Here is a 23,482-nt window from a genome sequence, read left to right as displayed (position 1 = left end):
CTTAAGAGAATGATAATCTAACTAAGCTGTCAAATGACGAAGGCAAACAATTTGAAATGATTTAAAAAGTTTCGAAAAAAATATTTCAAAAAGTTGTTGACATTCATTCGGTCAGCTGTTATGATATAAAAGTTGCTGATGCAACAGAAATAGACCTTTGAAAACTGAACGAATAAGACGAACCAAATGTGTAGGGCGTTCCTATTAATAGGAACAAACAATACAAAGCAAGCAATATGCTAGCAACAAGTCAATTAATACAATTGAGCTAACAGTCGCAAGACTGTGCAAACTTTTTAATGAGAGTTTGATCCTGGCTCAGGACGAACGCTGGCGGCGTGCCTAATACATGCAAGTCGAACGCTTTTTCTTTCACCGGAGCTTGCTCCACCGAAAGAAAAGGAGTGGCGAACGGGTGAGTAACACGTGGGTAACCTACCCTCCAGCGGGGGATAACACTTGGAAACAGGTGCTAATACCGCATAACAGAGAAAACCGCCTGGTTTTCTTTTGAAAGGCGCAATTGCGTCACTGGAGGATGGACCCGCGGTGCATTAGCTAGTTGGTGAGGTAACGGCTCACCAAGGCAACGATGCATAGCCGACCTGAGAGGGTGATCGGCCACATTGGGACTGAGACACGGCCCAAACTCCTACGGGAGGCAGCAGTAGGGAATCTTCGGCAATGGACGAAAGTCTGACCGAGCAACGCCGCGTGAGTGAAGAAGGTTTTCGGATCGTAAAACTCTGTTGTCAGAGAAGAACAAGGATAAGAGTGGAAAGTTTATCCCTTGACGGTATCTGACCAGAAAGCCACGGCTAACTACGTGCCAGCAGCCGCGGTAATACGTAGGTGGCAAGCGTTGTCCGGATTTATTGGGCGTAAAGCGAGCGCAGGCGGTCTCTTAAGTCTGATGTGAAAGCCCCCGGCTCAACCGGGGAGGGTCATTGGAAACTGGGAGACTTGAGTGCAGAAGAGGAGAGTGGAATTCCATGTGTAGCGGTGAAATGCGTAGATATATGGAGGAACACCAGTGGCGAAGGCGGCTCTCTGGTCTGTAACTGACGCTGAGGCTCGAAAGCGTGGGGAGCAAACAGGATTAGATACCCTGGTAGTCCACGCCGTAAACGATGAGTGCTAAGTGTTGGAGGGTTTCCGCCCTTCAGTGCTGCAGCTAACGCATTAAGCACTCCGCCTGGGGAGTACGACCGCAAGGTTGAAACTCAAAGGAATTGACGGGGGCCCGCACAAGCGGTGGAGCATGTGGTTTAATTCGAAGCAACGCGAAGAACCTTACCAGGTCTTGACATCCTTTGACCACTCTAGAGATAGAGCTTCCCCTTCGGGGGCAAAGTGACAGGTGGTGCATGGTTGTCGTCAGCTCGTGTCGTGAGATGTTGGGTTAAGTCCCGCAACGAGCGCAACCCTTATTGTTAGTTGCCATCATTTAGTTGGGCACTCTAGCGAGACTGCCGGTGACAAACCGGAGGAAGGTGGGGATGACGTCAAATCATCATGCCCCTTATGACCTGGGCTACACACGTGCTACAATGGGAAGTACAACGAGTCGCGAAGTCGCAAGGCTAAGCTAATCTCTTAAAGCTTCTCTCAGTTCGGATTGTAGGCTGCAACTCGCCTACATGAAGCCGGAATCGCTAGTAATCGCGGATCAGCACGCCGCGGTGAATACGTTCCCGGGCCTTGTACACACCGCCCGTCACACCACGAGAGTTTGTAACACCCGAAGTCGGTGAGGTAACCTTTATGGAGCCAGCCGCCTAAGGTGGGATAGATGATTGGGGTGAAGTCGTAACAAGGTAGCCGTATCGGAAGGTGCGGCTGGATCACCTCCTTTCTAAGGAAAATTACGGAGACTACACAAGTTTATCTTTATTCGTTCAGTTTTGAGAGGTCTACTCTCAAATCGTTCATTGAAAACTGGATACAAAAAACAAACCAAAAATTTTTAAAACAAACCGAGAACACCGCGTTGAATGAGTTTTTTAATAGTTCAATTGCTTATTTTTATTTATTGGAACTCTATCGCTAGAGGGAAGATAAAGACCCAACCGTAAGGTTGATAAGGTTAAGTGAATAAGGGCGCACGGTGGATGCCTTGGCACTAGGAGCCGATGAAGGACGGGACTAACACCGATATGCTTCGGGGAGCTGTAAGTAAGCTTTGATCCGGAGATTTCCGAATGGGGAAACCCAGCATCTTTAACAGGATGTTACTGTTCAGTGAATACATAGCTGAATGGAGGTAGACGCAGAGAACTGAAACATCTAAGTACCTGCAGGAAGAGAAAGAAAAATCGATTCCCTGAGTAGCGGCGAGCGAAACGGGAAAAGCCCAAACCAAGAGGCTTGCCTCTTGGGGTTGTAGGACTCCGATATGGTAGTTGATTGAAATAATCGAAGGACCTGGAAAGGTCTGCGAGACAGGGTAAAAGCCCCGTAGATGAAATTTGAATCACACCTAGGAGGATCCTGAGTACGGCGGAACACGAGGAATTCCGTCGGAATCCGGGAGGACCATCTCCCAAGGCTAAATACTCCCTAGTGACCGATAGTGAACCAGTACCGTGAGGGAAAGGTGAAAAGCACCCCGGAAGGGGAGTGAAATAGATCCTGAAACCGTGTGCCTACAACAAGTCAAAGCCCGTTAATGGGTGATGGCGTGCCTTTTGTAGAATGAACCGGCGAGTTACGATCCCATGCGAGGTTAAGTCGAAGAGACGGAGCCGTAGCGAAAGCGAGTCTGAATAGGGCGAATGAGTATGTGGTCGTAGACCCGAAACCATGTGATCTACCCATGTCCAGGTTGAAGGTGCGGTAAAACGCACTGGAGGACCGAACCCACGTACGTTGAAAAGTGCGGGGATGAGGTGTGGGTAGCGGAGAAATTCCAAACGAACTTGGAGATAGCTGGTTCTCTCCGAAATAGCTTTAGGGCTAGCCTCAGAGTAAGAATGATGGAGGTAGAGCACTGTTTGGACTAGGGGCCCATCTCGGGTTACCGAATTCAGATAAACTCCGAATGCCATACATTTATCTCTGGGAGTCAGACTGTGAGTGATAAGATCCATAGTCGAAAGGGAAACAGCCCAGACCACCAGCTAAGGTCCCAAAATATATGTTAAGTGGAAAAGGATGTGGGGTTGCACAGACAACTAGGATGTTGGCTTAGAAGCAGCCACCATTTAAAGAGTGCGTAATAGCTCACTAGTCGAGTGACCCTGCGCCGAAAATGTACCGGGGCTAAACATATTACCGAAGCTGTGGATTACACCTTAGGGTGTAATGGTAGGAGAGCGTTCTAAGGGCGTTGAAGGTAGACCGTGAGGACTGCTGGAGCGCTTAGAAGTGAGAATGCCGGTATGAGTAGCGAAAGACAGGTGAGAATCCTGTCCACCGTATGACTAAGGTTTCCTGGGGAAGGCTCGTCCGCCCAGGGTTAGTCGGGACCTAAGCCGAGGCCGAAAGGCGTAGGCGATGGATAACAGGTTGATATTCCTGTACTCGTTGTTTTTGTTTGAGCAATGGAGGGACGCAGTAGGCTAAGAAATCAGACGATTGGAAATGTCTGTCTAAGCAATGAGTCTTAAGATGAGTCAAATGCTTATCTTTCTAAGGACAAGTTGTGATGGGGAGGGAAATACAAGTACCGAAGTTTCTGATGTCACACTGCCAAGAAAAGCTTCTAGTGAGAAAACAATGACCCGTACCGTAAACCGACACAGGTAGTCGAGGAGAGTATCCTAAGGTGAGCGAGCGAACTCTCGTTAAGGAACTCGGCAAAATGACCCCGTAACTTCGGGAGAAGGGGTGCTGATCTAACGATCAGCCGCAGTGAATAGGCCCAAGCGACTGTTTATCAAAAACACAGGTCTCTGCAAAATCGAAAGATGAAGTATAGGGGCTGACGCCTGCCCGGTGCTGGAAGGTTAAGAGGAGTGCTTAGCGTAAGCGAAGGTACGAATTGAAGCCCCAGTAAACGGCGGCCGTAACTATAACGGTCCTAAGGTAGCGAAATTCCTTGTCGGGTAAGTTCCGACCCGCACGAAAGGCGTAACGATTTGGGCACTGTCTCAACGAGAGACTCGGTGAAATTTTAGTACCTGTGAAGATGCAGGTTACCCGCGACAGGACGGAAAGACCCCATGGAGCTTTACTGCAGTTTGATATTGAGTGTCTGTACCACATGTACAGGATAGGTAGGAGCCGTAGAAGTCGGGACGCTAGTTTCGACGGAGGCAATGGTGGGATACTACCCTTGTGTTATGGCCACTCTAACCCGCATCACTAATCGTGATGGGAGACAGTGTCAGATGGGCAGTTTGACTGGGGCGGTCGCCTCCTAAAGAGTAACGGAGGCGCCCAAAGGTTCCCTCAGAATGGTTGGAAATCATTCGCAGAGTGTAAAGGCACAAGGGAGCTTGACTGCGAGACCTACAAGTCGAGCAGGGACGAAAGTCGGGCTTAGTGATCCGGTGGTTCCGCATGGAAGGGCCATCGCTCAACGGATAAAAGCTACCCTGGGGATAACAGGCTTATCTCCCCCAAGAGTCCACATCGACGGGGAGGTTTGGCACCTCGATGTCGGCTCGTCGCATCCTGGGGCTGTAGTCGGTCCCAAGGGTTGGGCTGTTCGCCCATTAAAGCGGCACGCGAGCTGGGTTCAGAACGTCGTGAGACAGTTCGGTCCCTATCCGTCGCGGGCGTTGGAAATTTGAGAGGATCTGTCCTTAGTACGAGAGGACCGGGATGGACTTACCGCTGGTGTACCAGTTGTCTTGCCAAAGGCATCGCTGGGTAGCTATGTAGGGAAGGGATAAACGCTGAAAGCATCTAAGTGTGAAGCCCACCTCAAGATGAGATTTCCCATTTCTTAAAGAAAGTAAGATCCCTGAGAGAAGATCAGGTAGATAGGTCAGAAGTGGAAGTGCAGTGATGTACGGAGCGGACTGATACTAATCGATCGAGGACTTAACCAAGATAAAATGGACTCGGAAGTTAAAAAAAGATGGAATGTTTTTTGATCCAGTTTTGAGTGAGCGAAGTTTACTCAACTAAATAGTGTGGTGGCGATAGCAAGAAGGATACACCTGTTCCCATGTCGAACACAGAAGTTAAGCTTTTTAGCGCCGATCGTAGTGAGGGGTTGCCCCTTGTGAGAGTAGGACGTCGCCACGCAACTGACCATCTATTTATAGGTGGTTTTTTTATTTTCTAAAGTGTATATAAAAAATCGTCAAGTTTGTAGCTATTACACTATAGACTTGACGATTTTTTTAAATTGAGTTGTACATAAAATGAATTGTTTCAATTGTTTTTTGCCATTTCTGTTTTTCTAATGTATTTAAAGAAAGATCAAAGTCTTTTACAATACCACTACTTGAAATTTGTGCTGGATGGCCAACGTAAGCTTGATTAGTGTCATTATAGTTGCTAACTGGTGCAATCAATTGGCTATCATTTAAGATAGCTTCTACAATAGTTGAGGCAGCGTTCGCAATACCAAACGATGTGTAGCCTTTTCCACTGAAAGTAATCCAACCGCCTTTACGGGCCGCTACTTCTAATTCATCTAATTCTGTTTGGGAAAAACTTTCTTCAATTGGAATACCAGCTATTCGCACACTTGACCAGGCAACAAATTGCGATTCTCCATGTTCGCCGAGAACATACCCTTCGATTGAGGAAGGATGTACATTTAATTTTTGACTGACCGCATGACGCATTCTTGAAGTATCTAAAGTAGTTCCAGTGCCGAAGACTTGATTTTTAGGTAAACCAGTTATTTGTTGAAGATATTGAGTAATCACATCACAAGGATTAGTGATATTGACTAAGATACCTTTGAATCCTGATTCCTTAATTTTTTGTCCCCATTCTTTTGCTACTTTTTTGGTAAAATTAAGTTCGATAAAACGATCTGAGGTACCTTGTAATAAACTAATATCGCCAGCTGAAAAAATAATTATATCGCAATCAGTTAATTCTGCTAACGAGGGTTCTATTAGTTTTGTTTGACTGGAGCGACCGATTTGCCCGTCAATTAAATCATTTATTTCTGCAAAAACAATTTTTTTATGTTGATCGAATAAAACCAACTCATCTACTAAATTTCTTTCAATTAAAGTATGTGCAGTAGTACTGCCAACATTTCCCACACCGATAATAGCTATTTTTCTCAAAAAAATCACTCCTCTATTAACTATTAAGGATGCCTTTTTTATGAGAAAATGTCAATAATATTATGAGGGAAAATCTAATTTTTGCTTTTGTTATTTAGTATAGTGTAGATTCTGGCTAAATCATCATTTGTACCGCGTAATTCGAAATCAGCTATAAATGGAAAATTAAATGCTTCACTATACTGTTTAGCAGTTAAACAATATTGATAGTTAAAGTTTTTATTGCCGCTACCGACTATTCCTAAGCAATAGCGACAATTATCACTATATTCTAAGTAGTCTCTTAAGTTTTCTGTCAGAATTTCTTGATCACCATTATCGAGACCGTTACCTCCCTCAAGGTAAGTTGGTACAAAGGCGAAAAATTCTGTATTTTCACTTTCATAAGGAGTGTTATCTGAGATTTCTTTTATTTCTTCAATTAAGAGATTGTCCTGTGAAATTTTGTTTTGTTCGCGGCTATAAGCCATTAATCTTTTTACAAATGAGCGTGTGTTACCAGATATTGATATATATATAATGCGCATAATTGCTTATCCTCCTTTATGTTGATAAGTATAACATTGTTTAAAAAAAAGATCTGTCAACTTTTATGATAGCGCTTGCAAAAACTTCGTAAATATGGTATAAAATAAGTGTAAGGGGTAGCATCCCTAAGAATTGCGAAGTTGGCAATTGTACAGTGTAACGTCTAAGATTTTGACAAATGCCGAGGGGCAGAAAGGACGTAGGGATATTTTGAGAACTCCTTACTCAAGAGTCAAAGTCTAACGAGGAAAGAGACAAGTGGACAATAAAGAACCAACGACCTCTCACCAAATGGCTAAACTTAAACAAGAGACGGCAGAAAGATGGTTTAAGTTTGTAGAAAATGATTTCGTAAAGAAGGAATCGAAAGTTATCAGCCGTTTAACTCGTTAGACTATTTTTGTGTCTAAAATTAGTAAAGAGGAGTAATCGTTAACTACGATTACTCCTCTTTTTAGTTATTGTAAATTCTAATATCGTGATCAATTCCACGAATTGCAAAGTGTGACTTATCATCAAAAAGATATTGTTTTCCATCAGTTGGAATTTTTTTGCTGAACATCTCTTCATACTCTGGTATAGATAGTTGTGTACGTTTGTCTAATAAGGCAGAATGTTCTTTTTTGACTAAGTGATTTTCAAAACCAGGCATTACTTCTGCAGAAAAGAATTCACTCACTGATCCCGAGCCATAGCTAAAAAGTCCTACTTGATCACCAGCTGTTAATGAACTATTTTCTAGTAGAGAGATAAGTCCCAAATATAAGGATCCGGTATATAAATTCCCTACTCGTCGACTGTAGGTAATCGCCTCATCATATTTTTGCTCCAAACGTTTGGCTTCTTCTTCAGAAATAGTCGGATAAAGCCCCCTTAAAGCTTTACGTCCCATCTTTGTATATGGTAAATGAAAGGTTAAGGCGGCGTAATCTTGGCTATTCTTTTTATTGACTTTTTTATTTTCTTCCCAAACTTTTAAAAAGGAGTCAATATAAATCTCATTAGATAAGTGTCCATCTACTAATGGATAGTCATGTCCAGATGGTCGCCAAAAGTCATAAACATCTTCAGAATAAAAGACGCTATCATTGTTTAATGCTAATATTTTAGGTTGGCTACTAACTAACATAGCTACTGCACCACAACCTTGTGTCGGTTCACCACCAGAGTTTAAGCCGTATTTTGCAATATCTGCAGCAATGACTAGCACTTTACGATCTGGATGTGCAGCTATATAATCTCTTGCCTGTTGTAAGGCTACCGTACCACTGTAGCAAGCCTGTTTAATCTCAAATGATCGTGCATAAGGTTGAATATTGAGTAAATGATGAATGATTACTGCTGCCGATTTAGAGAAATCATTACTTGATTCAGTTCCAACTATTACCATATCAATTTTGTTTTTATCTTCATCAGTAAGAATTTTCTCAGCAGCACAAGCACCTAATGTAATAATATCTTGAGTAAAAGGAAGCATTGCCATTTGATCTTGCCCCAGGCCAATATGAAATTTATTCGGATCAACACCTCTAGCCAGAGCTAAGTCAGTCATATCTAAATAGTAATTCGGTACATGAAAAGCTATTTTATCAATTCCAATTTTCATGATTTCCTCCTTGAAAAATAATACTATGTAATCTATATCCATTAGCCAATATAACATAGAAAAGGTAGTTTTCACCATCAATCATTCTTAAGAATAATTAAAGCTCTATGTGTTATACTGTTTCTGGTAAAAAGACAATTTATTTGGAGGTGCAACCTTGGAAGAAGTAGTGATTTTAAGTGCTGTACGGACACCAATTGGAAAATATAAAGGAACTTTAGCAACTGTTTCGGCTGTTGATTTAGCAGCTATTACAATTACAGAAGCATTCAAACGCAGCAATGTTAAAAATCAAGTGGATCAAGTAATTTTAGGCAATGTCTTACAAGCTGGCAGTGGGCAGAATGTTGCTCGGCAAGCAAGTATAAAAGCTGGATTAGGCAACCAAGTACCAGCAATGACGATTAATGAAGTTTGCGGATCGGGTCTGAAATCAATTATTTTAGCGATGCAGCAAATACAATTGGGGAGAGCTCAGTTAGTTGTTGCAGGTGGTACAGAAAATATGTCACAAGCACCAAAGCTAACAAAATTCGACTTTGAGACTGAATCATATCAAGAACCTATTTCAAGTATGATTTACGATGGTTTAACGGATGCTTTTAGTGGTGAACATATGGGATTGACTGCTGAAAAGGTTTCTGAACGGTTTGGTGTTACACGTCAGATGCAAGATAAATTTGCCTATGACTCTCAGAAAAAAGCTCATACAGCAAATATTTCTGGTAAATTTTCTGAAGAAATTGTACCTGTTCATTTAGCGGATGGAACCGTTATTGAAAAAGACGAAGGTATTAGAGAGAATGCTACACTAGAAAAAATGAGCAGTTTAAAACCGGCTTTTAAAGAAGAGGGGACGGTTACTGCAGCGAATGCGTCGACTTTGAATGATGGTGCATCTGCTTTAGTATTGGCAGCAAAAAGTTATGCGATTGCGAATCAATTGCCCTTTTTAGCAGAAATTGAAGATTATGCGGAAGTGGGCATTGATCCAAGTATTATGGGAGTTGCACCGATTGATGCGATAAACAAATTATTACAACAACGTCAAATGACAACAAAGCAAGTTGATTTATTTGAAATTAATGAAGCTTTTGCGGCTTCTTCAGTGGCTGTCGAAAGAGAGTTGGCGCTTCCTAAAAATAAAGTGAATATTTATGGTGGTGGAATTGCTTTAGGTCACCCGATTGGCGCTAGTGGTGCGCGGATCGTGACGACTTTATTATCTGCACTTAAAGACGAAAATAAAGAACGAGGAATTGCTAGCTTGTGTATCGGTGGTGGTTTAGGTTTAGCAATAATGTTAAAAAAAAATTCTCTTGTAAAAGAAGATAAGTTTTATCGTTTATCAACTGATGAACGAATTAACCAGTTATTAACTGATAACAAAATTCAAGCTAACGATGTTACTGAACTAAAAAAAATGACCTTATCAGAAAAGATAGCCGATAATTTAATTGAGAACCAAATTAGCGAAGTTGAACTACCATTAGGCGTCGCTCAAAATTTTGTTGTGAATGGTGAAAAAAAACTTATTCCGATGGCGACTGAAGAACCATCAGTAATTGCTGCTGCTAGTAATGCTGCTAAGTTAGTCAGTCAAGCAGGTGGTTTCAAGACAAAAGTATTGAGTCGTAAAATGATTGGACAAATTGTCTTTAATCAATTAAGTGATTTTACAATTGTTGAAAAATGGCTTACTGAAAATCGATTAAAGATTTTTGATATAGCTAATCAAGCTTATCCTTCAATTGTCACTCGAGGTGGCGGCTTAACTGATTTAAAATCACGTAGATTTAAAGAAAAATTTTTTTCAATTGATTTAACGGTAGATGTAAAAGATGCAATGGGTGCTAACATGGTTAATACGGTATTGGAGGCTGTAGCTAACGAGATTCAACAGGCTTTTCCTCAAGAAGAACTTTTGTTTAGCATTTTAAGCAACTATGGAACAGAAGCGCTAGTTGAAGCAACCTGTCAAATTCCTTTTGAGGTAGTTTCAGAAGTAACTGCGAAAAAAATTGCTGCAGCAGGTCGTTTTGCGAAGCTAGATCCTTATCGGGCTGCAACCCATAACAAAGGAATAATGAACGGAATTGATGCTGTTGTTTTAGCGACTGGAAATGACACTCGGGCTGTAGCTGCAGCTTGTCATGCTTATGCTAGTCGAAATGGAAGTTATCAAGGATTGACTGATTGGTGGATTGAAGATGACACCCTCAAAGGTCGATTGATTGTACCAATGAATGTTGGCATTGTCGGAGGAGCGACCAAAGTATTGCCTAAAGCTGCTTTAAGCTTGAAATTGCTAGCTGTGGACAGTGCTCAGAACTTGTCAGAAAATATTGTGGCCGTTGGTTTAGCCCAAAATTTAGCTGCAGTTAAAGCTCTAGTAACTAATGGGATTCAAAAAGGCCATATGGCTTTACACAGTCGGACTTTGGCCATCAATGCGGGAGCAAAAGATCATGAAATTGATCGAGTAGTTCAGTTATTAAAGCAAACAAAAGTAAAAAATTTAGAACAAGCAAAAGCTATCCTTGCGAAATTGCGTGAATAAGCTTTTTAAAGTTAGAAGATTTGGTCAGTAATATTTTTAGGAGGTGAAATCAGTGATAAAAGATGAACGATATAAAGAAATTATGCAATTGTTGAGAAAAACTGGAACGGTGAAAGTCAATGATATCATGGATAAACTAGATGTTTCTGATATGACAGTCCGCAGAGATTTAGCCAGTTTGGAAAAGCAAGGATTGCTTAAAAGAGTCCATGGTGGTGCGAAAGTGAATACTTTCAATGAAGAACTGTCCCATAAAGAAAAACGGATTATTCACATTGACGAAAAACGAGCAATCGTTAAAAAAGCGATTGAGTACATTCAAACAGGGGATACAATATTTTTAGGACCTGGAACAACGATTGAATTATTGGCACAATTAATCGATGTAGCTGATGTTAGAATCGTAACCAATTGTTTACCGGTATTTGAAATATTAAATCAAAAAAAAGAGCATCAGAAAATCTATTTAGTTGGCGGAGAAATGCGAAACAATACTCAGTCTTTTTTTGGCGATTTAACCAATAAAATTATTACTGATTTAAAATTTAATAAAGCCTTTTTCAGCTGCAATGCTTTAGTTGGTCAGGAAATTATGACTAGTACATTAGAAGAAGGTCAGACCCAAACATTGGCGCTAAATAATAGTCAAGGACGTTTTTTATTAGCTGATAGTTCGAAGATTGGTAAGACTGATTTTTGTGTTTATTATCGTTTAGATGAAGTAACAGAACTGATAACTAATCAAGATGAAACACACAAATATAAGCAATTAGACAGTTCATCAATCATTTTAGTATAGAAAAATCCCGAAGTGCATCGTGTGCATTTCGGGATTTTTTTTGATTAATTTTTGGCTGCTAAGTAAGCGGCATTTCTTTTTTTCATTTGACGAGCGTACCAGATGAAGATGAGCAAATAGGCAATTAATGCGATAGCTGCATATAAAACAAATTGAATTTGTCCTTGCGATGCATTACCGACCAAATAACCTAAGAATTTTTCAATCGGACCTTCCATTGTTGTATGAGAAATAAGTGCATTCGAGCTCAAACCAGCAGGAAAGGCTCCAACTTTTTTCGCTGTTTCAGTAACAAATGGCGCAATTAGTGTACCTGACCATAAGAATAATGGTAATTCAATCGCGCCAATAACAATCATTCGAATTAATTTACCGCGAGTGACAACTAATAAAGCTGGTGTAACACCCATGGCAATAATTCCGCCTAACGGTAACAATTTATTTCCTGGAAGTACCATAGCTTCTAATAACATGATTGGTGCTAGCACGTTTGCAGCTGCCCAAATTTCGGCACGACCTGCTAGGAAAGGCCAATCTAAACCAATGTTAATCGTACGACCTTTTAATTTAGCTGAAGCGAAATCAGTGATCCCTTGAGATAAAGGTTCAACCGCCGCAATAAACCATGCACCAATTAAAGAGAACAGTTCCAAACAGGTTGCAGCTGTAAAGGCTAAAGCAAAGATCTCAGTTGGGTTTTGTCCAGCCAATAAACCAACAAAAATTCCTAAATAAATACCAATGGCAAATTTTGATCCCCAAAAACCAATTTTACTATTCAATTTGGCTGCATCGAAATCATATTTGTCCAACCACGGGAAGATCTTGTCAAAAATTTTATCAAAGACCATAATGATTGGATTCATCATATAGTTCATATGAGTTGTTGTCATTGGATTTGAATCTGGTGCATCTAATAAATCATTAAAGGTTGGTTTCATTAAATCAGAATTGATAATTTTTAAAATACCGATGAAAATAACTAATAATGTGGCAATAAATAAGTTTGCGCCACAGAAAATGGCAAATAAACCAACGATAGAAAGATGCCAGATATCGAAAATATCAACATCTAAAGTATCTGTCTTTTTCAAGATCAGCATTGCGACATTGACAATCACCATAATTAATAAGAAGTAAAGTGTATAAGGTGATCCCCAAGTAATTGTTGCTAAAGGTGCCCAACCAACATCAGTGATGTTTAAGCTTAGTCCTGTTCGTTCAACAAAGTCGGCCATCGCACCTGAAAAAGCGTTAGTTAAAATTCCAATAATTGCTCCGATCCCGGTTAAAGCAATCCCTAATTTTAAACCGCCTTCTAAAGCACGGCTAGGTTTTACTTTGAAGAAAAGTGCGATAATGGTTAAGACAATTGTCATCAATGGGGCAGCCCCTAAATTAATTAGAGGCTGAAATATGCTGTTGGCTAAATCAATAATTGTACTCATGATATCCGTCCTTTTCTATTTAACTGATTGATTTGATGGCTTCTTCCATTTGATCATAAACTGGTTGAGCCATAGCAGGAATACGATAAAGAATTGCGCCTGCATCTACAACGGGAATATCAATTTTGAAGCCTAAGTTGGTATTGGCAATTTGGGCGAAAATATCATAATGTGATAACATATCTTCATTTACATCTTTGATCATGACAGCATCACAAGAAACTTGATATCCTCTAGCTTTCATTTCTTTTTCTAATGCATCTTTGATTTGGTGGCTTGAATTTACTCCGGCTCCACACGCTGCTAAAATTTTAATCATTTAAATTCTCTCCTTTGAAATTTTTTTCTAAAAATTGATAAATCATTTTTGGATCTTCTTCATTAAAGAAATTAATTAATTCCGTTTGTTCAATCGAGTTAATGAAATCCATAATATCCGCCAATAACCCCGACTGTTCTTCGCCATTTTGATTCAAAATCATAAATAGAAACCGTACATTCATTATTTCATCTGGTTGAATCATATTATGAAATGGAATATCTTTCTTTAATTTGATAGGAACGATTCGAGTCGTATTGACAAATTCACTCTCAGTATGAGGAATGGCAATATTTGGTAGCTCTTGACTGATTGGCGCCAGATCTAAACCTGTTGGATAATTTACTTCTCTTTCTATTAAATTGTCTAGGAAATTTTCAGATACCAATTTTTTTTCTAATAAACTTTGATAGATTTCTTCAAAAACTGCTGTTTGAGAATTTTTTTCTGATACATAAATGGTATCCTCTGAAAAAAGTGACATTTCATAAGTACCTCCTTTTTTTGTTCGAAATAGTTTGTTTGTTGTTTATGACATAATGATAAGCGCTTTCTTAGGATAAGTCAACTAGAAATCGAAAAAAAATAAACTTATTTTTGTTGAAAAATGTTTGTTTTTGGTTTATGATGAATTTGTATCAAGGAAAGTGAACAAGGAGGTGAGCACAATTTGTTGAAAAATGAACGACAGAAAATCATTTTGGATTTATGCGAACGAGACGGGATTGTTACTGTAAAAACAATCCAAGCGACTATTCATGTTTCTGATATGACAATCAGACGGGATTTAACTGAAATGGATCATGAAAAAAAATTGATCCGTATTCATGGTGGGGCCCAAAGTATTGCGTTCAATCAAGAAGATTCAACGGTTGAAAAATCTAGCATAGAAACACCAAAAGAACTTTCACATTTTGAAAAGAAAATGATTAGTACCGATGAAAAAAAATATATTGCGAAAAATGCAGCACAATTAATTAATGATGAACGAGAAACAATTTTTTTGGGACCAGGTACTACTATTGAATTAATGACTGAACATATTACATTAGAACACGTTCGAATCGTAACCAATAGTTTGCCAGTCTTTAACTTATTGAAAGATAAAGGAAAGTACGATCTTTATTTAGTGGGTGGTTCTTATCGGGAGCATACCGGAGCATTTGTTGGTTCGGTTGCTGATGAAGTGATTCAAAAAATAGGGATTACAAAAGCTTTTGTCGGTGTTAATGGAATTCAAGATGGTTGGGTGTCAACCTTTAATGTAGAAGAAGGCAAAATTCAACAATTGGCATTGGATAAAGCCAGCGAAAAATATCTGGTAGCTGATGCTCACAAGTTCAATCATCGTGATTTTTATAATTTTTATAATTTAAAAAAAGTCGATGGTTTGTTCACAGACTATACAATTTCCGAGAGTGTAAAAGAGCAGTATGAACAATACACAAAAATTTTTAATTAAGAGGAGGATTTACAATGCGGGTAGTAATTGGATCAGATCTTGAAGGAATGACATTAAAAGAAACAATCAAAACTTATTTAATAGAAGAAGGTTTTGAGGTAGTTGATAAAAGTGAAGAAGCGGCTGTTGATTTTGTAGAATCAACTTTGGCTGTTGCTCAAGATGTAGTTGCTAACGAAGGCAGTTTAGGAATCGCTTTTGATGGTTATGGCTCAGGCAGCTTTATGACAGCTACTAAAGTAAAAGGCATGGTAGCAGCTGAAGTTTCTGATGAACGTTCAGCTTATATGACGCGCGAACATAATAATTCACGGATGATTACTTTAGGGGCAAAAATCGTTGGTGATGAATTAGCTAAAAATATTGTCAAAGAATTTTTAAGTGCCAACTATGATGGTGGCAGACATCAAGTCAGAGTCGATATGTTAAATAAAATGGCCTAAGCAAATAGAAGGGAAGAAAGAACATGAAAATAGCAATTGGATGCGATCATATTGTAACAGATACTAAAATGGCGGTCTCAGATTTTTTGAAATCAAAAGGATATGAAGTATTAGATGTAGGAACGTATGATTTTACGCGCACACATTATCCAATTTTTGGGAAAAAAGTTGGTGAAGCTGTTGTTAGTGGTGAAGCAGATCTGGGTATCTGTCTTTGCGGTACAGGCGTCGGAATCAATAATGCGGTCAACAAGGTTCCAGGTGTGCGTAGTGCATTAGTACGAGACATGACGACTGCTGTTTACGCGAAAGAACAATTAAATGCGAATGTTGTTGGTTTTGGTGCACGAATTACAGGCGAGTTCTTGATTTGTGATATTGCAGAGGCTTTCATTGAAGCGCAATATCAACCAACAGAAGAAAACAAAAAATTAATTGCAAAGATTGATCATGTTGAAAAAAATCATCCTGAACAAATGGATCCTCACTTCTTTGATGAATTTATTGAAAAATGGGATCGGGGAGAATATCACGACTAAAAGGAGCGAATAATGCTTTTAACTATTACAATGAATCCTTCAATTGATATTTCTTATCCGCTAGAGAAATTTCAGTTGGATACAGTTAATCGGGTAACAGATACACGAAAAACTGCTGGTGGCAAAGGTTTAAATGTCACGAGAGTGTTGAAACAGTTGTCAACAGAGGTGACTGCTAGTGGATTGATCGGTGGTTTTTTAGGAAGACAAATCCAGAGTCAATTAGAAGTTGAAAAAATCAACCACGCTTTCTCTCAAATTGAAGGAGAAACTCGAAATTGTATCGCCATTTTACATGAAGGCAAACAAACAGAAATCTTAGAAAGCGGACCGACTATTTCTCAAGGAGAAGCCCAAAATTTTTTAAATAATTTTACTGAATTGGTTAAACGAAGTAGTATGATTTCATTTTCCGGTAGTTTGCCAGCTGGTTTGCCGACTGATTTTTATCATCAAATGCTGGAAATATGCCAACAACAAAATAAAAAAGTCGTTTTGGACTGTTCCGGAAAAGCTTTGGAAGCCGTTTTAGCTGGTTCTGCTAAACCATTTGTCATTAAACCAAATTTAGAAGAACTTGCTGCAATTTTAAATCGTACAGTTGAAATAGATGATTTAAAAGAAGTTTTGCAAACTGAAAAGTTCTCAGGTATCGAATGGATTGTTGTTTCATTAGGTAGCCAAGGGGCTTTTGCAAAACACGATGAAAAATTTTATCGAATAAATATTCCAAAGATTGAAGTCGTTAATCCAGTTGGTTCTGGCGATGCTACGGTAGCTGGATTGCTTTACGCCTTGGATCAAGAAAAAGACGATCAAGAAGTTTTAAAAATAGCCAATACTTTAGGGATGTTGAATGCACAAGAAAATCTAACAGGTCACGTAAATATGGATAACTTTGAAATGATTAAAAATCAAATAAATGTGGCACCAGTTTAAAACGAAGGGAAGAATTCAACTGATGGAATTAACAGAAAATAAAAGAAATTATTTAAAACAAATAACCAATGAAAAAGGAATCATTGGTGCTTTAGCGATTGATCAACGAGGGGCTTTAAAAAAAATGATCAATAAGTATCAGGAGACTGAAGCAACCGCTGAACAAATTGAACAGTTCAAAGAAATTGTTTCAACTGAATTAACACCATTTGCTTCAGCAATTTTATTAGATCCAGAATATGGTTTGCCTGCTGCTGCAGCGCGGGATAAATCAGCTGGTTTATTATTAGCTTACGAAAAAACTGGGTATGATGCTTCTACTCCAGGACGCTTGCCAGATTTGCTATCGATTTGGTCAGTCAAACGCTTAAAAGAAGCTGGTGCAGATGCTTGTAAATTTTTACTATACTATGATGTTGATGAATCAGCAGAAATTAATCTACAAAAACAAGCCTTTATCGAACGAATTGGTTCTGAATGCCAAGCGGAAGATTTGCCATTCTTTTTAGAATTGGTTTCTTATGATGCAAATGATTCTGACAATAGTACAGCAGCTTATGCCAAAGAAAAACCTCATAAAGTAAATGATATGATGAAGGAATTTTCAAATAAACGTTATGGTGTAGATGTGTTGAAAGTAGAAGTTCCTGTTAATATGAAATTTGTGGAAGGCTTTAGTGAAGACGAAGTTGTTTATACGAAAGCTGAGGCAGCAAAATTCTTTAAAGAACAGTCAGAATCAACTGATTTACCATTTATATTTTTAAGTGCGGGTGTTTCGGCGGAGATGTTCCAAACGACTTTACATTTTGCAAAAGAAGCCGGATCAACTTTTAATGGTGTTCTTTGTGGTAGAGCTACTTGGGCGAATGGGGTGGAACCTTTCATTACTAAAGGCGAAAATTCAGCTGCCGAATGGTTAAGAACTGAAGGACGTAAAAACATTCAAGAACTGAATCAAGTCCTAAATGAAACTGCAACGTCAATTAAACTTTAAAAATAAAAAGATTAACCCTATGAAAAATTGATTTCATAGGGTCATTTTTATGTTTAAAAGTTCAATTATTTTTTCGTAGTTTATATGAAACTATGAAAACTGCTAAATAATAGCTTGATATCAGTCTTTACGATAAGGATTGACGGCTTTTGACGGCTAAAGATATTTTTAGAAAAATTGTTAATTTTAATAAACAATTTTTTTCAGATATTTAGAATCCGCTTACATTTCCTTGGAAAATTTATTGGTTTAAAAATATTAATTTTTAAAAACTAAATACAGCTATCTAAAACTTCCATAACTTTACAGCGTTGTTCAAGTAAATTATCGGCATAAATATCTAGTGTCATTTGAGTTGACGAATGCCCCAATAGTGCACTGACAGATGAAATATCTGCTCGTTTTTCTAAACATCTAGTAGCAAAAGTGTGTCTTAGTTGATGGAAATGGATATTTTTTAAATCTGCTTTTTCCCGAATTTTATGGAAATGATAGGTTAATAATCTTGGTTCACTAGGTTTCTCACCTGTTGAAAACACATATTCTCCTGTGGCTTCTTGTTGATGTTGAAGCAATAACTGTTTAATTTTATCCCCAAAAGGAATGATCCTAATAGAAGAATGTGTCTTTGATTGATGCTTGATTACTTGCGTTTTTGAATCATCTTGATAAGAAGCAACCCGCTGTAGTGTATTTCCCACGTGCATTAAATTATCGATAAAATTTATATCTGACCATTTAAGCGCAGACAATTCTCCAATGCGTAATCCCGCATACAAAGCTAACATGATTGGTAAGCCTTTTTTCTTTTCAGATTTAGCAACAGCTTCAAGTTTTTTTTGCTCCGATTGTTGTAATGCCCTCACTTTTCGCTGATTTTTAGGCATCTTTATTTTATCAAACGGATTTGTTTGAATTAAGCCCTCAAAAATTGCTTGTGATAAACAACTTTTTATAATTTGACAAATGACCTTTACCGTACCGCTGCTTAATTTATCCATCATTTGATTGATAAATTCTTGAATCTTAATATGGTCTAGCTCATTTAATGCGAGATTTCCTAATACTTGAAAAGCATAACGCTTCAACTTATAAGAATAACTATCAAAAGTTGCAGGTTTAATTTTCCCTTTTATATTTGCTAACCATAATTCTACCCAGTATTTAAATATCATAGTGGCTTCCCCATAAATCATACGCAATTGAGTATACTTTTCTTTTAAAGGATATAGTTTTTGGCGAACTTCTTGTTTAGTTTTTCCATAAATATATCCATATTTAATTTTATTATTTTTGTTTCGTCCTTTTTGATACCGACCTTCCCAACGCCCATCTTTTCTTAAGTAAATATTTTCCCCAAGTTTCAATTTGTTCTCCCCATTTCTGACGGCTCATTTGACGGCTGAAAAAACAATAGGAAAAAATCCTAATTTACCAACGCTTATTTAATAAAACTTTTTTGTTGAAAAAATTGAAATTTTTATTATGTTTAAATTGATTATAAATTTTTCATATATTATAATAAAAGTCGTTACAAATAATTAAAATTGACTTATTTTTTCATACGTCATTCATTGTCCTAGTTTCATATAGAACAAGAAAAAATTATAGCAAAAAAATCAACTTTTTTCTATTTTAAAAATAATTTTTTTATAAACAAAAAATAAATACTAGAAAAGGTATGAGGGGTGATTCGGTGTTCTGTATTTTGATATTAACTAATAACATTTCCAACGAAAAAAATTTTTGTGAAAAAATTCAGCAATTAAACTATGAGGTTTTTTGTTCGACACTTATTCTAAATTATTGGCGAGAAAATAATTCTTTGGGAAAATGGGAGGATTATTTTCCAATAGTCATGCTGAGTGAAACGGTGTCTGATTTAGAAGCCAGTGAGTTAGTAAAATCGGTTGCTAGCAAAAGGACTGCTGTTTTCAGAATTGTGGATACATCAGTAGATGAACAAAAAGCCGAAATTTTAAAAAATGAAGGGTTTCAAGAATGGATTACTAAAAATGAATCCTTTAATGAGTTACGGGAATTATTGTTTATATATAGTGCAAAACAAATTAATCAAGAGAAAGAAAATAAAGAAAACAAATCTCCATCAATTTCATCTTGGAAATTATTAAAAATTAAGTTGTCGCCAGTGGAAGAGCGAATCTTAGATGTTTTAATTGAAGCTAAAGCTGCAACAGTTTCAAGAGAAGATTTAGTAAAAATAATCTGGAGGGAGGATCCTAATAATTCTAATTTAAGTCAAGTATCTTATCGAATCAAACGAATTAAGCATAGTATCGAAGAAGTTTTTGACATTCCTGATGGTGTAGTCACTGATTGGAGGAAAGGATATCGTTTAAATGACGAGTTTTATCAAAAAATTTATGAATCTTATGAATTAGCATAAATCTTGAGAATAAACATCCAATGGGATGTTTATTTTTTTGCTGAAAAAAAGTCAACTTACCAAAAAATATTTTGTATATATATTCACTTTTTAAGAAAATCTTTTGTTTGTTTTGAACAAAACTTAATGTACCCTTTAGCAAATTGCAACAATGTAAATTGTGTTAAAACCGCTTACAATTGTCTTAACAAGTAATTCAGATATAATTATTGGATTTTGTAATGACTAGTTGCCATGGCTGAGCATTTTAAGCATTCAATTTTTTTATACAGGAACGAATATTTTTACTACGAAAAGGAGAGTTAAAAACGTGAGTAATAATGACATTCAGTATTCTGAAGAAGAAGTAGCAAAGTTTAAAGCACGTGGGTATAATGATGATTTACTACCCAAGGGTCCTGACAAGAGAAATATGGGCATCAGTAATTATTTTACTTTATGGATGGGATCAATTCACAACATTCCTAATTATACTGCAGTAGGCGGATTTATTTTTCTCGGTCTATCACCTATTAATGTGATGTTGGCGGTTGCTATTAGCGCACTTTTCGTAGCAGCTTTTATGGTTTTCAATGGAATTGCCGGATCAAAATATGGGATTCCCTTCGCAATGCATTTGCGTTCGACTTACGGTGATCTGGGCGCAAAACTACCTGGTTTTCTGAGAGGGTGTGTGGCGGCAATAGCGTGGTTTGGTTTACAAACTTATACAGGTGCATTGGCGTTAGTCATTTTAATTGGCAAGTTTTGGCCAGGATTTTTAGAAATTGGTGGTTCAACTCAATTTTTAGGTATTGGGATTCCCCAATTAATTGCATTCACTTTATTTTGGGTATTAAATGTGTTGATTGGATTTGGTGGTGGCGGTATCTTAAATAAATTTACTGGTATTCTAAGCCCGATGATTTATATAGTGATTATTGGTTTAACGATTTGGGCAATCAATGCTGCAGGTGGGATGGGCCCCATTCTTTCTTACAGTATTTCTGGCGCAACGCGTAATTTGAATCCGATTTTCGCTTACTTTTTAATTATTAATTCCGTCATCGCCGTTTGGGCAGCGCCAGGATCTAGTGTTTCTGACTTTACCCAAAATGCTAAATCCACTAAAGACCAAATGGTCGGACAAACTTTGAGCTTGGTTATTGGATATGCTATCTTCGCATTTTCAAGTGTGGTTATCTTAATTGGTGGCTCGATTCACTTTGGTATTCAAGAATGGAATGTTTTGAATATTATTGATCGATTAGATAGTCTACCAGTTGTCATTTTTTCAATGGCTGTTTTCTTATTAACAACGATTTCGACAAACGCTACTGGCAATATTATTCCAGCGGGATATCAATTGACTGCGTTATTTCCGAAGAAAATTAACTATCGACGAGGCGTTTTAATTGCTAGTATTATTAGTTTCTTGATTATGCCTTGGCGTTTAATGGCAAACTCAGATAGTATTTTTATGTTCTTGAATTCGATTGGGGCAGTTTTAGGACCAGTTGCTGGGGTCATGATTGCCAATTATTACTTTATTCGTAAACAAAATATTGATTTAAATGAGTTGTATATGGATAATACCCGTGATAATAAAAACAATATTTATCATGGTTTGAATCGTCAGGCTTATATTGCAACAATTATTGCCTTAATTATATCTTTAAGTGGTCAATTTATTCCGGCGCTAAGAATGATTTCTGATGTTTCTTGGTTCGTTGGGTTTATTACAGCATTTCTGATTTATCTTGTGTTAAAAAAAGCATCAATCAAAAACGAAGTAACACCAACTTATGAGGAGGAAGCGTAAATGAGTCACGAATTAGTTATTAAAAATGGTTTGGTTATTTTGGAAGATGGAGAAGTGAACACAGATGTTGCCGTTGATAATGGTAAGATTACTGCGATTGGCAATGATTTAACTGGTGAAAAAGTAATTGATGCAGCAGGTTTAATTGTTAGTCCGGGAATGGTCGATGCTCATGTGCATATTACAGATCCTGGTGGTGGCTATCGTGATAATTGGGAAGGTTATGTGACTGGAACGGCTTCATGTGCCAAAGGTGGCGTAACTTCATTCATGGAAATGCCTTTGAACCAAGTTCCTGCTACAGTGGATAAAAAATCATTAGATATTAAATATGCAGCTGGTGAAGATAAATTAAAAGTTGACGTAGCTTCTTTTGGCGGCTTGGTACCATTTAATTTAGAAGGTGGTATTCAAGAATTAAATGATGGCGGCGTAGCAGCTTACAAATGTTTCTTAGGAACTTGTGGCGACCGTACTATTGATGGCGATTTCGAAAACGTCGATGATTACTCTTTATATGAAGGCATGAAGCAAATCGCGAAGACTGGAAAAGTTTTAGCAATTCATGCGGAAAATGCAGAAATTACTGACCGCTTAGGTGAAATTGCCTATGCAAATGGCGAAACAACTTTAGAAGCTTACGTAAATACACGTCCGGTTTTCACCGAAGTTGAAGCGATCGAAAAAGCAATTCTAATGGCTAAAGAAACTGGCTGTCGGATTCATATTTGTCACGTTGCTTGTCAAGAAGGTGTCGAAGCAGTTATTAAAGCCCAACAAGAAGGTGTCGATGTAACTTGTGAGACTTGTACCCATTATTTATACTTTACAACTGATGAATTAGATGCGATTGGGCCAGTCGTGAAATGTTCACCACCAATTCGTGACAAAGCACAAAAAGCAGGTTTATGGGAGCATACTTTAGGCGAAGGCATTAGTTTCGTAACCAGTGACCATTCACCATGTACACCAGATTTGAAAGATAAAGAAAATGCTTTTGAAGCTTGGGGCGGTATCTCAGGTGTACAAAATAATGTAGATGTTTTGTTTGATGAAGGTGTCCAAAAACGTGGCATGTCATTGAAACATTTTGCTGATTTAATTGCGGCAAATCCAGCAGACCGCTACAACTTAGACCAAAAAGGTCGAATTACAATTGGAAAAGACGCTGACTTTGTCTTAATCAAACCAAATGCGCCATACACTTTAAAAGCTGAAGATTTAGAATACAAAAATCAAATCAGTCCTTATATTGGCCGTGAAATTGGTGCTCAAGTAGCTCAAACAATTTTACGCGGACAAACAATTTACAGTCAAGCAGAGGGTGTAACAAGCGAATTCCCTGGAACATTTATCAAAAAATAAGCACGTGGCTAGAGCCAAAATAAGGGAACTTATTTTTGTTCTAGCCTTTTTAAAAGAAAAAAATCTTCA

At 37.9% G+C, this 23,482-nt stretch carries 17 protein-coding genes and 3 rRNA genes; 13 read left to right on the top strand and 7 right to left on the bottom strand.

From position 1 onward, the window contains the following. Positions 1-295 precede the first annotated feature (295 nt). The 3 genes from ACVWNY_RS08940 to rrf all read left to right on the top strand — a co-directional run bounded on the left by ACVWNY_RS08940 (position 296) and on the right by rrf (position 5,196). A 16S ribosomal RNA gene (locus tag ACVWNY_RS08940) occupies positions 296-1,855 on the top strand. A gap of 229 nt (positions 1,856-2,084) precedes the next feature. Continuing rightward, positions 2,085-4,997, top strand: a 23S ribosomal RNA gene (locus ACVWNY_RS08935). Positions 4,998-5,080: 83 nt separating this feature from the next. Next, positions 5,081-5,196: ribosomal RNA gene (gene rrf / locus ACVWNY_RS08930) — 5S ribosomal RNA — on the top strand. Together the 16S, 23S and 5S rRNA genes form the textbook arrangement of a ribosomal RNA operon. Positions 5,197-5,294: 98 nt before the next feature. Here rrf and ACVWNY_RS08925 read toward each other — a convergent pair. The 3 genes from ACVWNY_RS08925 to ACVWNY_RS08915 all read right to left on the bottom strand — a co-directional run bounded on the left by ACVWNY_RS08925 (position 5,295) and on the right by ACVWNY_RS08915 (position 8,334). Beyond that, complete coding sequence (locus ACVWNY_RS08925; RefSeq protein WP_454071260.1) at positions 5,295-6,209, bottom strand: lactate/malate family dehydrogenase; 915 nt, start codon at positions 6,207-6,209, stop codon at positions 5,295-5,297. Positions 6,210-6,274: 65 nt separating this feature from the next. Further along, positions 6,275-6,727, bottom strand: a complete 453-nt coding sequence (gene nrdI / locus ACVWNY_RS08920; RefSeq protein ID WP_454071259.1) for a class Ib ribonucleoside-diphosphate reductase assembly flavoprotein NrdI — start codon at positions 6,725-6,727, stop codon at positions 6,275-6,277. A 455-nt stretch (positions 6,728-7,182) separates the two neighbouring features. Next, complete coding sequence (locus ACVWNY_RS08915) at positions 7,183-8,334, bottom strand: hydroxymethylglutaryl-CoA synthase (protein ID WP_218324834.1); 1,152 nt, start codon at positions 8,332-8,334, stop codon at positions 7,183-7,185. Positions 8,335-8,491: 157 nt separating this feature from the next. On the opposite strand from ACVWNY_RS08915, the gene ACVWNY_RS08910 reads away from it, so the two are divergent. After that, on the top strand, positions 8,492-10,894 hold the full coding sequence (locus tag ACVWNY_RS08910; RefSeq protein ID WP_454071258.1) for a hydroxymethylglutaryl-CoA reductase, degradative: 2,403 nt from the start codon (positions 8,492-8,494) through the stop codon (positions 10,892-10,894). A gap of 52 nt (positions 10,895-10,946) precedes the next feature. Then, a complete protein-coding gene (locus tag ACVWNY_RS08905) occupies positions 10,947-11,693 on the top strand; it encodes a DeoR/GlpR family DNA-binding transcription regulator (protein ID WP_454071257.1) in 747 nt (248 codons plus the stop codon). 44 nt (positions 11,694-11,737) lie between these two features. Here the strand turns inward: ACVWNY_RS08905 and ACVWNY_RS08900 are convergent, their stop codons facing one another. Genes ACVWNY_RS08900 through ACVWNY_RS08890 form a run of 3 tightly spaced genes read right to left on the bottom strand, consistent with a single transcriptional unit; the run spans position 11,738 to position 13,944 of the window. Next, on the bottom strand, positions 11,738-13,141 hold the full coding sequence (locus ACVWNY_RS08900) for a PTS galactitol transporter subunit IIC (protein WP_218324837.1): 1,404 nt from the start codon (positions 13,139-13,141) through the stop codon (positions 11,738-11,740). Positions 13,142-13,160: 19 nt separating this feature from the next. Beyond that, positions 13,161-13,460 carry a PTS sugar transporter subunit IIB gene (locus ACVWNY_RS08895; protein ID WP_218324838.1) on the bottom strand — a complete coding sequence of 100 codons (300 nt, stop codon included), beginning with the start codon at positions 13,458-13,460 and terminating at the stop codon, positions 13,161-13,163. Continuing rightward, positions 13,453-13,944, bottom strand: coding sequence for a PTS sugar transporter subunit IIA (locus ACVWNY_RS08890; RefSeq protein ID WP_454071256.1), 492 nt, complete (start codon positions 13,942-13,944; stop codon positions 13,453-13,455). The genes ACVWNY_RS08895 and ACVWNY_RS08890 overlap by 8 nt, the downstream gene beginning before the upstream one ends. Positions 13,945-14,130: 186 nt before the next feature. Here ACVWNY_RS08890 and ACVWNY_RS08885 point away from each other — a divergent pair, with 186 nt between their 5' ends. The 5 genes from ACVWNY_RS08885 to lacD are packed head-to-tail and all read left to right on the top strand — an operon-like array spanning position 14,131 to position 17,840. Then, positions 14,131-14,922, top strand: coding sequence for a DeoR/GlpR family DNA-binding transcription regulator (locus ACVWNY_RS08885; RefSeq protein ID WP_454071255.1), 792 nt, complete (start codon positions 14,131-14,133; stop codon positions 14,920-14,922). A gap of 14 nt (positions 14,923-14,936) precedes the next feature. Further along, positions 14,937-15,365, top strand: a complete 429-nt coding sequence (gene lacA, locus ACVWNY_RS08880; protein WP_454071254.1) for a galactose-6-phosphate isomerase subunit LacA — start codon at positions 14,937-14,939, stop codon at positions 15,363-15,365. Between the two features lie 23 nt (positions 15,366-15,388). Then, entirely contained in the window at positions 15,389-15,904 is a 516-nt protein-coding gene (lacB, locus tag ACVWNY_RS08875) for a galactose-6-phosphate isomerase subunit LacB (protein ID WP_218324842.1), read from the top strand. Positions 15,905-15,916: 12 nt separating this feature from the next. Then, a complete protein-coding gene (gene lacC, locus ACVWNY_RS08870; RefSeq protein ID WP_454071253.1) occupies positions 15,917-16,843 on the top strand; it encodes a tagatose-6-phosphate kinase in 927 nt (308 codons plus the stop codon). Between the two features lie 22 nt (positions 16,844-16,865). Next, positions 16,866-17,840 (top strand): tagatose-bisphosphate aldolase, encoded by a 975-nt coding sequence (gene lacD, locus ACVWNY_RS08865; protein WP_454071252.1) that lies wholly within the window; start codon positions 16,866-16,868, stop codon positions 17,838-17,840. A 272-nt stretch (positions 17,841-18,112) separates the two neighbouring features. On the opposite strand, the gene ACVWNY_RS08860 is transcribed toward lacD, so the two are convergent. Further along, positions 18,113-19,207 carry a tyrosine-type recombinase/integrase gene (locus ACVWNY_RS08860; RefSeq protein WP_454071251.1) on the bottom strand — a complete coding sequence of 365 codons (1,095 nt, stop codon included), beginning with the start codon at positions 19,205-19,207 and terminating at the stop codon, positions 18,113-18,115. Positions 19,208-19,536: 329 nt separating this feature from the next. Between ACVWNY_RS08860 and ACVWNY_RS08855 the strand changes: the two genes are divergently transcribed. The 3 genes from ACVWNY_RS08855 (at position 19,537) to allB (ending at position 23,413) form a co-directional block, all read left to right on the top strand. Next, a complete protein-coding gene (locus ACVWNY_RS08855; RefSeq protein WP_461211728.1) occupies positions 19,537-20,247 on the top strand; it encodes a helix-turn-helix domain-containing protein in 711 nt (236 codons plus the stop codon). 310 nt (positions 20,248-20,557) lie between these two features. Beyond that, positions 20,558-22,048 carry an allantoin permease gene (gene allW, locus ACVWNY_RS08850; protein WP_454071250.1) on the top strand — a complete coding sequence of 497 codons (1,491 nt, stop codon included), beginning with the start codon at positions 20,558-20,560 and terminating at the stop codon, positions 22,046-22,048. Then, on the top strand, positions 22,049-23,413 hold the full coding sequence (allB, locus tag ACVWNY_RS08845; RefSeq protein WP_438719733.1) for an allantoinase AllB: 1,365 nt from the start codon (positions 22,049-22,051) through the stop codon (positions 23,411-23,413). Positions 23,414-23,482 lie beyond the last annotated feature (69 nt).

The organism is Enterococcus sp. JNUCC 77 (assembly GCF_054819945.1).
This window is presented reverse-complemented; position numbering and strand designations above follow the sequence as displayed.

Bases quoted from the DNA above. Each gene is read 5' to 3' on its own strand.
- ACVWNY_RS08915 (WP_218324834.1), bottom strand. From the start codon at position 8,334: ATGAAAATTGGAATTGATAAAATAGCTTTTCATGTACCGAATTACTAT.
- lacC (WP_454071253.1), top strand. From the start codon at position 15,917: ATGCTTTTAACTATTACAATGAATCCTTCAATTGATATTTCTTATCCG.
- nrdI (WP_454071259.1), bottom strand. From the start codon at position 6,727: ATGCGCATTATATATATATCAATATCTGGTAACACACGCTCATTTGTA.
- allB (WP_438719733.1), top strand. From the start codon at position 22,049: ATGAGTCACGAATTAGTTATTAAAAATGGTTTGGTTATTTTGGAAGAT.
- ACVWNY_RS08890 (WP_454071256.1), bottom strand. From the start codon at position 13,944: ATGTCACTTTTTTCAGAGGATACCATTTATGTATCAGAAAAAAATTCT.
- lacB (WP_218324842.1), top strand. From the start codon at position 15,389: ATGAAAATAGCAATTGGATGCGATCATATTGTAACAGATACTAAAATG.
- ACVWNY_RS08895 (WP_218324838.1), bottom strand. From the start codon at position 13,460: ATGATTAAAATTTTAGCAGCGTGTGGAGCCGGAGTAAATTCAAGCCAC.
- lacA (WP_454071254.1), top strand. From the start codon at position 14,937: ATGCGGGTAGTAATTGGATCAGATCTTGAAGGAATGACATTAAAAGAA.
- ACVWNY_RS08900 (WP_218324837.1), bottom strand. From the start codon at position 13,141: ATGAGTACAATTATTGATTTAGCCAACAGCATATTTCAGCCTCTAATT.
- lacD (WP_454071252.1), top strand. From the start codon at position 16,866: ATGGAATTAACAGAAAATAAAAGAAATTATTTAAAACAAATAACCAAT.